Genomic DNA, 13,972 nt, shown 5'->3' with positions numbered 1-13,972 from the left:
AACTATCAAACAAGCAATCAAAAAAAAGATTGCTTGTTTTTTCGTATATTTTTTTAGGGCGAATGATATGAATCATTTTTGGGGCAGAAGGCTTCTTACGAGAGAGATTGAAGCAATGGATTGTGAGGAGGGAAACTTACCAAATTATAAGAAGATCGCAGCTGTAGAACGTTTAGGTAACAGGATTCTTTGTCATCGTTGTGGAGTGAAAACGCCTTTCTTTGAGGGACAGCTTGCAGACTATGGCTATTTTTGCATACATTGCCTGTCTTTAGGGCGATGCGACAGTCAACAAGAGTTATATTTATTTGATCAGCCAAAAGCAGAATCTCGAGAAGTCGTCTTTTCTTGGACAGGACAGCTTACTGAAAAACAAACGGAAATCGCAGATAGGATACTTTATCATTCAGAAAAAAGACACCATCTTATTTGGGCAGTAACAGGTGCAGGAAAAACAGAAATGCTTTATCCGATTTTAGTGAAAACGTTAAAAGCTGGAGGAAGAGTAGCCATTTGTACACCGCGAATCGACGTTTGTAATGAATTGTTTTTACGTTATCGTCCTGTTTTTCCAGAAGAAACAATCATGTTACTCCATGGGAATACAACAACAGCTTATACCTTTAGTTCTTTTGTTATCTGTACGATTCATCAACTATATCGTTTTTATCGATCCTTTGACTTATTAGTAATTGATGAGATTGATGCTTTTCCTTATAGCGGGGATGCTGGGCTAGCTCACGCTGTGCAAACAGCAATCAAATCAGACGGTCGATTCATCTACTTAAGCGCCACGCCTGATGAAAAGTTACTAAAGGAAATCAAGCAGACATTTGAGATCCACAAACTTGCCTTGCGCTTTCATCGGCGCTTGCTTCCTGAACCCGTACTTGTTTTCATGAATAATTGGCGACAAAAATGTGGGAACAAAAAGAAAATCAACTCTTTGGTGCGGATCATTCAGCAACTAATCAAAGAAAACCATATCCTTTTATTTTGTCCAAGTATTACGATGATGCATCGTTTAAAAGTCACACTGCAAGAAGCTTTTCCAGAATATGAGATAACAGATGTTTCTTCACAAGACGATCAACGGGCAAAGAAAGTTCAGAAAATGCGAGAAGCAACATACGAGATACTGTTAACCACGATGATCCTAGAACGAGGAGTCACATTTGAAAGAATCTCTGTCATCGTTTTAGGAGCAGATCATCCAGTTTTTACTAAATCCTCTTTGGTGCAAATCGCAGGAAGAGCCGATCGTAAAGGTCCTTATACGAACAGTCGAGTCTATTTTTTCTATGAAGAAAAAACTTCAGCTATTCGAAAAGCCTGTCAGGAAATCAAAGAAATGAACGAAGAAGGGAAGAAGATGCTGTGAGATGTAGTTGCTGCAGTAAAGACATCATCCAAAATTTAACATTCAGCGAGATCATCGGTGTGTCGAAATATAGACTTCCTCAGACCTGTTCAGTTTGCCGCGCACAATTCCATTTATTGGAAGCAAAAGGTTGTGCAGGTTGTCAAAAACCAATCCATTTGACATACGAGGAGACGAAAAAGAAAGCAAAGACTAGTTTCGTTTTCTGCAACGACTGTCAAGAATGGAAGAAGAAATATCCTGCATATGATTTTCAACACCGCGCCTTTTTTACGTACGATGAAAAAATGCAGGCTTGGATCAATCGGTACAAGTTTATGGGAGACATCCGATTAGCAGGGACTTTTGCATATAAATGGACTCAGATAAAAAAAGATTACCCGGCATATATTTATTGTCCAATACCTTTATCTGAAAAAAGGTGGCTAGAAAGAGGATTCAATCAAGTAAGCGAGATGTTGAAAGCAGCAAAAATTCCTTTTCAGATGCTGCTCAAAAGAGAGCAACATCTGCTTGCTCAAGCAAAAAACACGCGAAAGGAAAGATTGGAGATGCCTCAGCCTTTTGAGCTTGCTGTACCTCTTTCTAAGATACAACATAAAAAAATATTGATTATTGACGATGTCTATACAACAGGTCAGACACTTTTTCATGCAGCAGATTGCTTGCAGACCGCACAGCCAAAAATCATCCGAACCATTTCTTTGGCAAGATGAATCAGATGTGGAAATTTGATAGCGATTTAATTTGCAAATAACTTAGAGTTCGATATAATAGAATTAAGAAGAGGGAAAGAGTGGTCCTTCTCCTTCTTGATTGTGGTAGACGAAAGGGGTAATTTTTATGTTTAGATATAATGTACGCGGCGAAAATATCGAAGTAACTGAAGCGATTCGCGACTACGTTGAGAAAAAAGTAGGCAAACTAGAACGCTATTTCAGTGACGCACCCGATGCTACGGCGCATGTGAACTTAAAAGTTTATACAGAAAAAACAGCAAAAGTGGAAGTAACGATCCCATTACCTTATCTTGTATTACGTGCCGAAGAAACTTCTCCAGATCTATACGCAAGTATCGATTTGGTTGTTGACAAATTGGAACGCCAAATCCGCAAATTCAAAACAAAAATCAATCGTAAATCCCGTGAAACGGGCATGAATACTGCAGATGCTGCTGTTTTATTCAATGGAGAGGAAGAAAACGAAAACGATTCTGAATTAGATATCGTACGTACAAAACGCCTTTCATTGAAACCAATGGACAGTGAAGAAGCAGTCTTACAAATGAACATGCTGGGACATAACTTCTTTATTTTTGAAGATGCAGAAACAAATGGTACAAGTATCGTTTACCGCCGAAAAGATGGAAAATACGGATTGATCGAAACAGACTGATCATCCATACTTAAATAACATCAAAAACTTGCAGCAGCTGTCAATAGCTGCCGCAAGTTTTTTTGAGTTCGTCTCTTTTTTAGTTAAAATATGAATAAATTATGAAGTTCTTACTTTAATACGATTAAGATATTTCAATTATCTATAACTAATGATAAAATAAAAAGTAGAGTCTACATAGTCTGGATAATACACAGAAGGAAAAGGAGATTACACAACGCATGGCCAATTTGATTCGTTCACTTATCGAAAATGATAAGAAAGAACTAAAACGTTTAGATAGCATTGCAAAAAAAGTTGAATCATACGCTGACCAAATGGCAGCATTAACTGATGAACAATTACAAGCAAAAACTGCTGAATTCAAGAGCAGATACCAAAAAGGAGAAACATTAGATCAATTACTTCCGGAAGCTTTTGCAGTCGTTCGGGAAGCAGCAAAACGTGTATTGGGGTTATATCCATACCACGTACAATTAATGGGTGGGATCGTGCTTCACGATGGGAATATCCCTGAAATGCGTACTGGTGAAGGTAAAACCTTGACTGCAACGATGCCGGTGTATCTGAATGCGTTGACTGGCGAAGGGGTCCACGTAGTTACCGTCAATGAATATTTAGCAACCCGTGACTCGACGGAAATGGGCGAGCTTTATAATTTCTTAGGATTGACAGTTGGGTTGAATATCAACTCAAAATCTTCGGATGAAAAACGCGAGGCTTATAATTGCGATATCACTTATAGCACGAATAATGAATTAGGATTTGACTATTTGAGAGACAACATGGTCGTTTACCGTCATCAAATGGTACAACGTCCGCTGAATTATGCCATTGTCGATGAAGTTGACTCGATCTTGATTGATGAAGCGAGAACGCCGCTGATCATTTCAGGGCAAGCAGAAAAATCAACAGCTTTATATACAAGAGCAGACAACTTCGTGAAACGTTTGAAAGAAGAAGAAGATTATAAAATCGATATACAATCAAAAACAATCAGTTTAACTGAAGCAGGGATCGAAAAAGCTGAAGAAACATTCGGTTTGGACAACTTATATGACATTGAAAATACTGCATTGACCCATCACTTGGATCAAGCATTGAGAGCCAACTACATCATGCTTTTAGACATCGATTATGTTGTTCAAGATGGAAAAGTATTGATTGTTGACCAATTTACGGGTCGGATCATGGATGGACGCCGTTATTCAGATGGTCTTCATCAAGCGATCGAAGCTAAAGAAGGCGTAGAGATCGAAGACGAAACGAAAACGATGGCGACGATTACTTTCCAGAACTATTTCCGTATGTACAAGAAACTTGCGGGGATGACTGGTACAGCTAAGACAGAAGAAGAAGAGTTCAGAGAGATTTATAATATTCAAGTATACCAGATTCCGACAAACCGTCCGGTCATCCGTGACGATCGACCAGATTTGCTTTACCCAACATTACAAAGCAAGTTCCATGCTGTCGTACAAGATATCAAAGATCGCTACCGCAAAGGACAGCCTGTCTTAGTCGGAACTGTTGCGGTTGAAACATCTGAGTTATTATCAGATATGCTGAATCAAGAACGTATTCCTCATGAAGTACTGAATGCGAAAAATCACTTTAAAGAAGCAGAAATCATCATGAATGCGGGTCAAAAAGGTGCAGTGACGATTGCTACCAACATGGCTGGTCGGGGAACAGATATCAAGCTAGGGCTTGGCGTAAGAGAACTTGGTGGCCTAGCAGTTATCGGGACAGAACGACATGAATCTCGTCGTATCGATAACCAGCTTCGAGGACGTGCAGGACGTCAAGGAGACCCTGGTATGTCACAATTCTACTTGTCTTTAGAAGATGATTTGATGAAACGATTCGGTTCAGAACGAATCAAAGCTTTCTTAGATCGAATGAAGATCGGTGACGAAGATGCTGTGATCCAAAGCAAGATGCTGACGAAACAAGTAGAAGCTGCACAAAAACGCGTAGAAGGAAACAACTACGACACACGTAAGAACGTCTTGCAATACGATGACGTGATGCGTGAGCAACGTGAAGTAATCTATAAACAGCGTCAAGAAGTGATCATGGAAGAAAAAAGCTTATCTAAACCACTGATGAATATGGTCAAACGGACAATCAGTCGTGTGGTAGATGCGCATACGCAATTAGAAAAAGAAAATTGGAATTTGGAAAGTATCGTCGATTTTGCTGGCAGCACGCTTGTCCATGAAGACAGTATTTCCCTTACAGATATCGAAGGAAAAACCTCTCAAGAAATCAAAGAATATCTAAACGAACGAGCACAAGAAGTATTCAATACCAAAGCAGCTCAATTGAACGGACCAGAGCAACTGCTTGAATTTGAAAAAGTCGTGATCTTACGTGTCGTGGACTCTAAATGGACAGATCATATTGATGCAATGGACCAATTACGTCAGTCAATCGGCTTGCGTGCCTATGGTCAAAACAATCCATTAGTCGAATACCAAACAGAAGGTTATAAGATGTTCGAAGATATGGTAGGTGCCATTGAATATGAAGTCACTCGTATCTTCATGAAAGCTGAGATCCGTCAAAACGTACAACGTGAGCAAGTTTCTCAAGGAACAGCTTCTCACTCAGAAGATGGAGATGCCAAAGAAAACAGTAATACTAGCGCGAAAAAACAACCAATCCATGTGAACAAGGTTGGTAGAAATGATCCTTGTCCTTGTGGAAGCGGGAAAAAATATAAGAACTGTCACGGAAAAGATGCAAACTAATTTCTGACAGCAGGATTGGTGAGACAAATTCTTTTTTAAAGAATTTGTCTCACCTTCTTTCTGTTATTTGACGATTCTGTTAGACTAGATATAATAAAAAAAGTATAGTGAAAGAAGGAAAAAAACATGGAAATATCCGAAATTCGAAATCTCCTGACAGAAATGCAGGAAAAGGTCACAAGCTTCAGGAGGTCTCTTTGACTTAGACCAGCTGGAAGAAGACATTGCGGAAGCAGAAGCAAAAATGGCTGAACCTGGTTTTTGGGATGATAGCGAAGCTGCTCAAAAAGTGATCAGTGAAAACAATGCAAATAAAGAAACTTATGATCAATTCCATTCTCTTGCTGAAGAACTGGAAGAAATCGAATTGATGGTGGAGATGTTGCAGGAAGAACCTGATGCAGCAATGCAAGAAGAAGCAGAAACACGTATCAATGCGCTAGATGAAAAAATGAAGACGTATGAATTATCTATGTTGTTAGATGGTCCTTATGATCGAAACAACGCCATCGTCGAATTGCATCCAGGGGCTGGCGGAACGGAGTCCCAAGACTGGGGCAGCATGCTTTTACGCATGTATACACGCTGGGCAGAGCAGCATGGGTATCAAGTAGAGACACTAGATTATCAAGCAGGCGATGAAGCAGGAATCAAGAGTGTGACCCTACTGATCAAAGGACACAACGCATTTGGCTATCTGAAATCAGAAAAAGGTGTTCATCGCCTTGTACGTATCTCGCCTTTTGACTCAGCAAAACGTCGTCATACTTCTTTTTGTTCGGTAGATGTGATGCCAGAGCTTGATGAAACGATCGATATAGAAATCAATCCAGATGATTTGAAGATCGACACATATCGGGCAAGTGGTGCAGGTGGTCAGCACATCAATAAGACAGAATCCGCTGTACGAATCACTCACTTGCCTACAGGAACAGTAGTAGCGAGTCAGGCACAACGTTCACAATTGAAAAACCGGGAACAAGCGATGGGGATGCTGAAAGCTAAGCTTTACCAATTAGAAGTGGAAAAGAAAGAACAAGAAGCAGCTGCACTGAGAGGAGAACAAAAAGAAATCGGCTGGGGATCACAGATCCGTTCTTATGTTTTCCATCCATATTCTATGGTAAAAGACCATCGGACAAACGTAGAGACAGGAAATGTCCAAGCTGTTATGGACGGAGATCTTGATTTATTTATTGACGGCTATTTGAAAATGCATCTGCAATAAGAGCCCTTTGTTAAATTGAAATAAAATTGTAAGATTTTGCAAGCAAGTTGAAACATTGCCATGCTATAATAGCTAAAGACTGAAAAAGATATGGAGAGAACGCCATGATTGAAATGAAGGATGTAATGAAGAAGTACTCAAACGGTACCACTGCTATCCGCAATCTCTCGATTGTCATCGAACAAGGAGAGTTTGTGTATGTTGTTGGTCCGTCTGGAGCTGGTAAATCTACATTCATCAAATTGATGTATCGAGAAGAAAAAGCTTCAAAAGGAACTTTGAACGTCGCAGGTCATGATCTAATAGCCATCAAAAACCGCGAAGTTCCTTATCTACGCAGAGAAATCGGCGTGGTGTTCCAAGACTATAAATTATTACCAAGAAAAACAGTATATGAAAATGTTGCGTACGCCATGCAAGTTATCGGCAGAAAACCTCGGGATATCAAAAAACGAGTAATGGAAGTGCTGGATCTTGTTGGTTTGAAACACAAAGTCCGAGTCTTTCCTAGCGAATTATCTGGTGGGGAACAACAACGTGTTTCTATTGCCCGAGCAATCGTAAATACACCTAAAGTACTTATCGCGGATGAACCGACAGGGAATCTAGATCCGGAAAACTCATGGGAAATCATGAAACTATTAGATCGGATCAATGCACAAGGAACAACTGTCGTGATGGCTACACATAACAGTACGATCGTAAATACGATTCGACACCGAGTAATTGCTATCGAAAACGGCCGCATTATTCGAGACCAAGCGGAAGGGGAATATGGATACGATGATTAGAACCTTTTTCCGCCATTTATTAGAAAGTATCAAGAGTTTGAAACGTAACGGCTGGATGACAGTAGCTTCGGTCAGTGCGGTAACGATCACGTTGACTTTAGTTGGTGTGTTCATGGCGGTCATCATGAACGCAACCAAACTAGCACAAGATATAGAAGGAAACGTGGATGTATCTGTGTTCGTAGACATTGGTACAAAAGACGAAGAGATGAAAAAACTAGAAAAAGAATTAAATGACTTAGATCATGTCAAAAAAGTCGAATTTTCAAGCAAAGAACAGGAATTGAAGAAAATCCAAAACGAAATGGGCGATTCTTGGAAATTGTTTGAAGGGGATAATAACCCGTTATATGATGTATACGTAGTAAGTGCTACCGATCCTTCTTATACAAAACAAGTAGCAGAAAAAGCGGCAGATTTGAAGAATGTTTCCCGTTCTGATTACGGTGGGGCTTCCTCAGATCGGATTTTCCAAATTGCTGGTGCAGTTCGAACATGGGGATTAGTTGCGGCGGCCTTGCTGTTGTTTGTAGCAATGTTTCTCATTTCTAACACGATTCGGATCACGATTTTATCTAGACAGCGTGAAATTCAAATCATGCGTTTAGTAGGAGCAAAAAATGGATATATCCGCTGGCCATTTTTCCTTGAAGGTGGTTGGATCGGCTTAATCGGTGCCATTCTTCCGATACTGATCATTACATTTGGTTACGCATGGTTTTACCAATTGATCAATCCGTCATTATTACGATCTCATTATTCATTGATCCATCCAGAAAATATCGTTTGGAAAATCAATCTTTTGATGGTCGGTATTGGTGTGATCATTGGTTCACTCGGCTCGATCATCTCTATGAGACGTTTCTTGAAATTCTAGTGTCACAAGATAAATATAATCAGAAAGTTGGACGATTTCGTTCCAGCTTTCTTTTTTTATCAGCTAGGTGGAGTAAATGGGGCGGCTTTTTTCTCTTTACTTTAAAAAACAACTTGGGTATTCTTAAGTTGGTAGAAAAAGAGGTGAAGACGTGAAGATTATCGTTGACAATTTTTTTACGATCCTTTTGATTATGAATATTTTGCTTTCCTTTATTATCGTTTTTCGAGAAAGAAAGGAAACTGCGCAAACATGGGCATGGCTGCTCGTTTTGATGTTCATTCCAGTTGTAGGATTTATTTTATATATTTTTTTAGGAAGAGGGATTTCCAAAGAGAAAATCTTTGATTTGAAGATCCAAGGGAAAATCGGTAAGAATCTAGAAATCGAAGAAGATAAACAAGCATTGATGCGAGGACTTTATCCTCATCCGCCTACTGGACAAGTAGATGTGAAACAATTGATCTATATGCTTACTGTATTTGAAAGTACGCTTTATACGACTAAAAATGAAATCACTTTATTTACAGATGGTCGTGAAAAATTCGATGCGCTGATCGAGGATATCAAACAGGCAGAAGACCATATCCATTTCCAATATTATATTTACCGCAGTGATACATTAGGTGAAGAAGTTCGAGAGGCATTGACAGAGGCAGCAAGACGCGGAGTAAAAGTCAGAGTCCTTCTTGATGCATGGGGTTCCACACAAGTTTCTTCTAGTTTTTTTCAGAATTTGAAAAAAGCAGGTGGAGAAGTCGCATTTTTCTTTCCTCTATTCGTTCCGTATATCAATCCTCGAATCAATTATCGCAATCATCGTAAAATCGTAGTGATTGATGGGAAAATCGGATATACAGGTGGGTTCAATGTTGGAAACGAATATCTAGGATTGGTAAAGAAATTTGGTTATTGGCGAGACAATCATCTGCGTATCTATGGAGAAGCGGTTTACACCTTGCAAAACCGTTTTTTGATGGACTGGAATTCTCAGCATACAAAAGAAGTAGGATATTCACCGGAATTTTTCCCGACCATTCATTCTACAGGTGATATGGCTGTTCAAATCGTGACAAGCGGACCAGATACCGAACATGAGCAAATCAAAATGACATATTTGAAAATGATTTCGTTAGCCAAACGGGAGATATTGATCCAAACGCCGTATTACATACCGGATGGATCGATTCATGAGGCATTGAAGTTGGCTCTTCTCTCAGGCGTAAAAGTCCATATCCAAATACCTAACAAACCAGATCATCTTCTCGTTTACTGGGCAACGTATTCTTTCGCTGCAGAGCTGATCGAGTATGGGGCAAGAATCGAAACATATGAAAATGGATTTATCCATGCAAAGACGATGATTATCGATGGCGGCATCGTTTCCGTTGGTTCAGCTAATATCGACGTTCGCTCATTTAGATTGGATTTTGAAGTCAATACACTGATCTATGATGAACGAATGGCTTCTCGCGTAAGAAAAGCATTCTTTGAAGATTCAAAGATTTCGACGCATCTCACAAAAGAAGTGTATGAAAACCGAGGGATGATGATCAAGATGAAAGAAGGATTAGCAAGACTGATTTCGCCGCTCCTTTAAAATACAAAAAGGACAGGAGAGCCATCAATAGATGGAAATCTCGTGTCCTTTTTTCTCGGGGCCATTTCTGAGAGTACGTCAGAAATGGAGAAAGCGTCTCGCATGAGCGAAATTAACTTTGGGGTATCTCTTGTTTTTTGGGGAAAGCAAGAAATAAGCTAATATATGCTATTAAAAGAGACACATTTCAAAGCCAGTATAGCATAGAAACTTTTAATGAGATAGCTTTTTTTGCAATTATGAGAATTTATTTTGTTATTTAATGGTTTTGATTCGTTTTCATCAAGTAATGAAAATGATAGAATAGACATACTTTAGGATTAAAGGAGATTTCTAATGAAAAAACTAAAATTATTCTTACCAATAATAGGATTAGCTATTCTTTTATCAGGCTGTTCAAAGTGGATTGATCGAGGAGAATCCATTACTGCAGTTGGCTCTTCTGCCTTACAGCCTTTAATAGAAACGGTTGCTGAAACCTACCAGACAGAAAATCCTGGAAAATTCATCAATGTACAAGGGGGCGGAAGCGGAACTGGTTTGTCTCAAGTACAGTCAGGAGCAGTCGATATCGGAAATTCTGATTTGTTCGCGGAAGAAAAATCAGGGATTGATGCTTCGGCATTAGTCGATCATCGAGTAGCAGTTGTTGGAATCACTCCTATTGTGAACAAGGATATTGGCGTAAAAGATATCAGTATGGAGAACCTGAAAAAATTATTTACGGGTGAGATCAAAAACTGGAGTGAAGTCGGTGGGAAAGATCAGCCAGTAGTTATACTGAACCGTGCATCAGGAAGTGGGACCCGTAGTACGTTTGAGAAATGGGTGTTGGACGGAGAAACAGCTGTTCAGGCACAGGAACAAGATTCAAGCGGAATGGTGCGCCAAATCGTTGCAGACACACCCGGAGCAATCAGCTATGTTGCTTTTTCTTACGTTTCCGATGATGTGGATACGTTGAATGTTAACGGTGTGGAACCGACAGATGAAAATGTGACAACGAACAAATGGACGATTTGGGCATATGAGCATATGTACACAAGAGATCATCCAAAAAAACTGACAAAAGAATTTTTAGACTATATCTTATCGGATGAAGTACAAGATAATATTGTCGGAGAGCTAGGCTATATCCCTGTTTCACATATGAAAGTTGAACGTGATTGGCAAGGAAACATTGTTAAAGAGTAATCTTTACACAAAATTTACAAACTTAGCTAAACTTTTACATGTTATTAAAACCAAATTGATGTTCAATTTGTACACTGAGTGAGTATGTTAAACCTGATTAAGGGGGAGTCATCTGTGGAAGATGTGAAAAAAGTATTATTAACAAAATCAAAACGTTCCAAAATGGAACAGCGTGGAAAATTCATTAGTTTTTTGTGTATCGCGCTGATCGTGTTGGTTGTATTATCTATTTTTTATTTTGTCGCTAGTAAAGGATTGGCCACCTTTTTTACTGATAAGATCAATGTATTTGATTTTCTGTTTGGTACAGATTGGAATCCAAGCCAAATCGGAGCAAATGGGAAACCAATGGTAGGGGCATTGCCTATGATCACAGGTTCATTTATTGTGACCTTTTTATCTGCTATTGTTGCCACACCATTTGCTATTGGAGCAGCAGTGTTCATGACGGAGATTTCTCCTAAAAACGGAACGAAGATCTTGCAACCGGTCATCGAGCTACTTGTAGGTATTCCGTCTGTCGTTTACGGATTTATCGGTTTATCTGTTATCGTGCCTTTTGTCAGAAGTATCTTTGGCGGGACAGGGTTCGGTATCTTAGCTGGTACATTTGTGTTATTCGTTATGATCTTACCGACTGTCACAACGATGACTGTGGATGCATTAAAGGCAGTGCCACGACACTATCGGGAAGCTTCATTAGCGCTAGGTGCCACAAGATGGCAAACAATCTACAAAGTGGTGCTGCGAGCAGCAGTGCCCGGGATTTTAACAGCAGTCGTTTTTGGTATGGCTCGTGCGTTTGGTGAAGCCTTAGCTATCCAAATGGTTATTGGTAATGCGGCATTAATGCCAACAGGACTTACTACTCCTGCTTCTACATTGACGTCCATCTTGACAATGGGAATCGGAAATACAATCATGGGAACAGTTGAAAATAATGTGTTATGGTCATTAGCGCTGATCTTGCTATTGATGTCATTATTCTTTAATATCGTGATCCGTATGATTGGGAAGAAAGGAGAGCTGAAATAATGAACGCAAAACGCTCAGATAAAATTGCTACAGGTGTTCTATATGTGGTTTCAGGGATCATCGTATTGATCTTAGCAGCTTTATTACTTTATATCTTAGTTCGAGGAATACCGCACATTTCATGGTCATTCTTGACTGAACCTTCCAAAGCCTACCAAGAAGGCGGTGGGATCGGGATTCAATTATTTAACTCGATTTATTTGCTTTTGATTACCATGATCATCAGTTTTCCTATCTCTTTAGGTGCGGGTATCTACCTTTCGGAATATGCCGGAAAAAACTGGCTGACAGACGTGATCCGTACGTCTATCGAAATCTTGAGCTCTTTGCCTTCTGTTGTTGTCGGTTTATTCGGTTTCTTGGTTTTCGTTATTCAATTCCAGTATGGTTTCTCAATCATTTCTGGTGCATTAGCTTTGACCGTATTCAACTTGCCTCTTTTGACTCGAACGGTCGAGGAATCTTTACAAGCGGTCCATTACACACAACGAGAAGCTGGATTGGCGTTAGGTTTGTCACGCTGGGAAACAGTGATAAAAGTGGTTGTTCCAGAAGCGACACCAGGAATTTTGACTGGTGTGATCCTAAGTTCAGGAAGAATTTTTGGTGAAGCTGCCGCATTGATTTATACAGCTGGTCAAAGCGCGCCAGCATTAGATTTTACGAACTGGAATCCATTAAGTGTTTCTAGTCCGATCAGCATTTTCCGCCAAGCTGAAACACTGGCTGTCCATATTTGGAAGATCAACACAGAAGGTACGATGCCTGATGGTGTTTCTGTTTCGGCTGGCGCTTCTGCCGTGTTGATCATTGCTGTTTTATTGTTCAACTTCGGCGCTCGTGCGATTGGCAAACGATTATACCGAAAAATGACTTCAGCCTAAGGAGAAGAAGTAAAATGAAAAAATATAATTGGAATGAAACAAATGTCATTACCATGCCAAAAGATAAGGAAGTTGCATTATATACGAATGATCTGCATGTTTGGTATGGCGACAATGAAGCAATCAAGGGAGTGGATCTAGAATTCGAAAAAAATAAGATCACTGCATTGATTGGTCCCTCTGGCTGCGGAAAATCCACGTATCTTCGTTCTTTGAATCGTATGAATGATGGGATTGCTAATACGAAAATTACTGGAAAGATCATGTATAAAGACGTGGATATCAATGCGCCTCAAGTGGATGTTTATGAAATGCGTAAACGGATCGGCATGGTGTTCCAACGCCCCAACCCTTTTAGCAAATCGATTTATGACAATATAACTTTTGCTTTGAAACAGCATGGTGAAAAAAACAAGAAGAAATTAGATGAAATCGTTGAAACAAGCTTGAAACAAGCAGCTTTGTGGGATCAAGTAAAAGATAGCTTGGATAAAAGTGCCTTGGCTTTATCTGGCGGACAACAGCAACGTTTGTGTATCGCTCGTGCAATCGCGATGAAACCCGATATCTTGCTGTTAGACGAGCCGGCAAGTGCCTTGGATCCTATTTCGACAGGAACGGTTGAAGAAACACTTGTAAACTTGAAAGAAGACTACACGATCATTATCGTGACGCATAATATGCAACAAGCAGCTCGTATCAGCGACTATACTGCCTTTTTCTATCTAGGAAAAGTAATGGAATATGACAAAACAAACAAGATATTTACCAGACCAAAAATTCAGGCAACCGAAGATTATGTGTCCGGTCATTTTGGTTAAGACGGAGGCC

At 39.7% G+C, this 13,972-nt stretch carries 12 protein-coding genes; all 12 read left to right on the top strand.

Going from position 1 to position 13,972, the window contains the following annotated elements:
- Positions 1 to 67: 67 nt before the first annotated feature.
- The 12 genes from AB3I27_RS06455 to pstB all read left to right on the top strand — a co-directional run bounded on the left by AB3I27_RS06455 (position 68) and on the right by pstB (position 13,962).
- Entirely contained in the window at positions 68 to 1,381 is a 1,314-nt protein-coding gene (locus AB3I27_RS06455) for a DEAD/DEAH box helicase family protein (RefSeq protein WP_002313493.1), read from the top strand.
- Positions 1,378 to 2,097 (top strand): ComF family protein, encoded by a 720-nt coding sequence (locus AB3I27_RS06450; protein ID WP_002313494.1) that lies wholly within the window; start codon positions 1,378 to 1,380, stop codon positions 2,095 to 2,097. The genes AB3I27_RS06455 and AB3I27_RS06450 overlap by 4 nt, the downstream gene beginning before the upstream one ends.
- Before the next feature lie 127 nt (positions 2,098 to 2,224).
- Positions 2,225 to 2,776: a ribosome-associated translation inhibitor RaiA gene (raiA, locus tag AB3I27_RS06445; RefSeq protein WP_002292771.1), complete on the top strand. Its 552-nt coding sequence runs from the start codon at positions 2,225 to 2,227 to the stop codon at positions 2,774 to 2,776.
- 221 nt (positions 2,777 to 2,997) lie between these two features.
- The gene (secA, locus tag AB3I27_RS06440; RefSeq protein WP_002308589.1) at positions 2,998 to 5,532 is read left to right on the top strand and encodes a preprotein translocase subunit SecA; all 2,535 of its coding nucleotides are present in this window, start codon (positions 2,998 to 3,000) and stop codon (positions 5,530 to 5,532) included.
- 126 nt (positions 5,533 to 5,658) lie between these two features.
- Positions 5,659 to 6,760 (top strand): peptide chain release factor 2 gene (gene prfB / locus AB3I27_RS06435; RefSeq protein WP_096948712.1). Its coding sequence is split into 2 segments (ribosomal slippage): positions 5,659 to 5,730 and positions 5,732 to 6,760, totalling 1,101 coding nucleotides; the frame shifts between segments, so codons are not numbered across the junction.
- Between the two features lie 104 nt (positions 6,761 to 6,864).
- Positions 6,865 to 7,551: a cell division ATP-binding protein FtsE gene (gene ftsE / locus AB3I27_RS06430; protein ID WP_002292768.1), complete on the top strand. Its 687-nt coding sequence runs from the start codon at positions 6,865 to 6,867 to the stop codon at positions 7,549 to 7,551.
- Positions 7,544 to 8,428 carry a permease-like cell division protein FtsX gene (gene ftsX / locus AB3I27_RS06425; protein ID WP_002292767.1) on the top strand — a complete coding sequence of 295 codons (885 nt, stop codon included), beginning with the start codon at positions 7,544 to 7,546 and terminating at the stop codon, positions 8,426 to 8,428. Before ftsE ends, ftsX begins: the two co-directional genes overlap by 8 nt.
- Positions 8,429 to 8,579: 151 nt before the next feature.
- Positions 8,580 to 10,028 (top strand): cardiolipin synthase, encoded by a 1,449-nt coding sequence (cls, locus tag AB3I27_RS06420; protein WP_060806678.1) that lies wholly within the window; start codon positions 8,580 to 8,582, stop codon positions 10,026 to 10,028.
- Positions 10,029 to 10,364: 336 nt separating this feature from the next.
- Positions 10,365 to 11,222: a phosphate ABC transporter substrate-binding protein PstS gene (locus AB3I27_RS06415; protein WP_368022953.1), complete on the top strand. Its 858-nt coding sequence runs from the start codon at positions 10,365 to 10,367 to the stop codon at positions 11,220 to 11,222.
- A 114-nt stretch (positions 11,223 to 11,336) separates the two neighbouring features.
- Positions 11,337 to 12,257 (top strand): phosphate ABC transporter permease subunit PstC, encoded by a 921-nt coding sequence (pstC, locus tag AB3I27_RS06410; RefSeq protein WP_002292761.1) that lies wholly within the window; start codon positions 11,337 to 11,339, stop codon positions 12,255 to 12,257.
- Positions 12,257 to 13,141: a phosphate ABC transporter permease PstA gene (pstA, locus tag AB3I27_RS06405; protein WP_002292759.1), complete on the top strand. Its 885-nt coding sequence runs from the start codon at positions 12,257 to 12,259 to the stop codon at positions 13,139 to 13,141. Before pstC ends, pstA begins: the two co-directional genes overlap by 1 nt.
- A gap of 14 nt (positions 13,142 to 13,155) precedes the next feature.
- The gene (pstB, locus tag AB3I27_RS06400) at positions 13,156 to 13,962 is read left to right on the top strand and encodes a phosphate ABC transporter ATP-binding protein PstB (RefSeq protein ID WP_002308601.1); all 807 of its coding nucleotides are present in this window, start codon (positions 13,156 to 13,158) and stop codon (positions 13,960 to 13,962) included.
- The last annotated feature ends 10 nt before the right edge of the window (positions 13,963 to 13,972 follow it).

The organism is Enterococcus sp. C46, from assembly GCF_040887565.1.
Classification (GTDB): Bacteria; Bacillota; Bacilli; order Lactobacillales; family Enterococcaceae; genus Enterococcus_B; species Enterococcus_B lactis.
The sequence above is the reverse complement of the archived record's forward strand: the minus strand, read 5'-3'. Positions and strand labels throughout refer to the sequence as shown.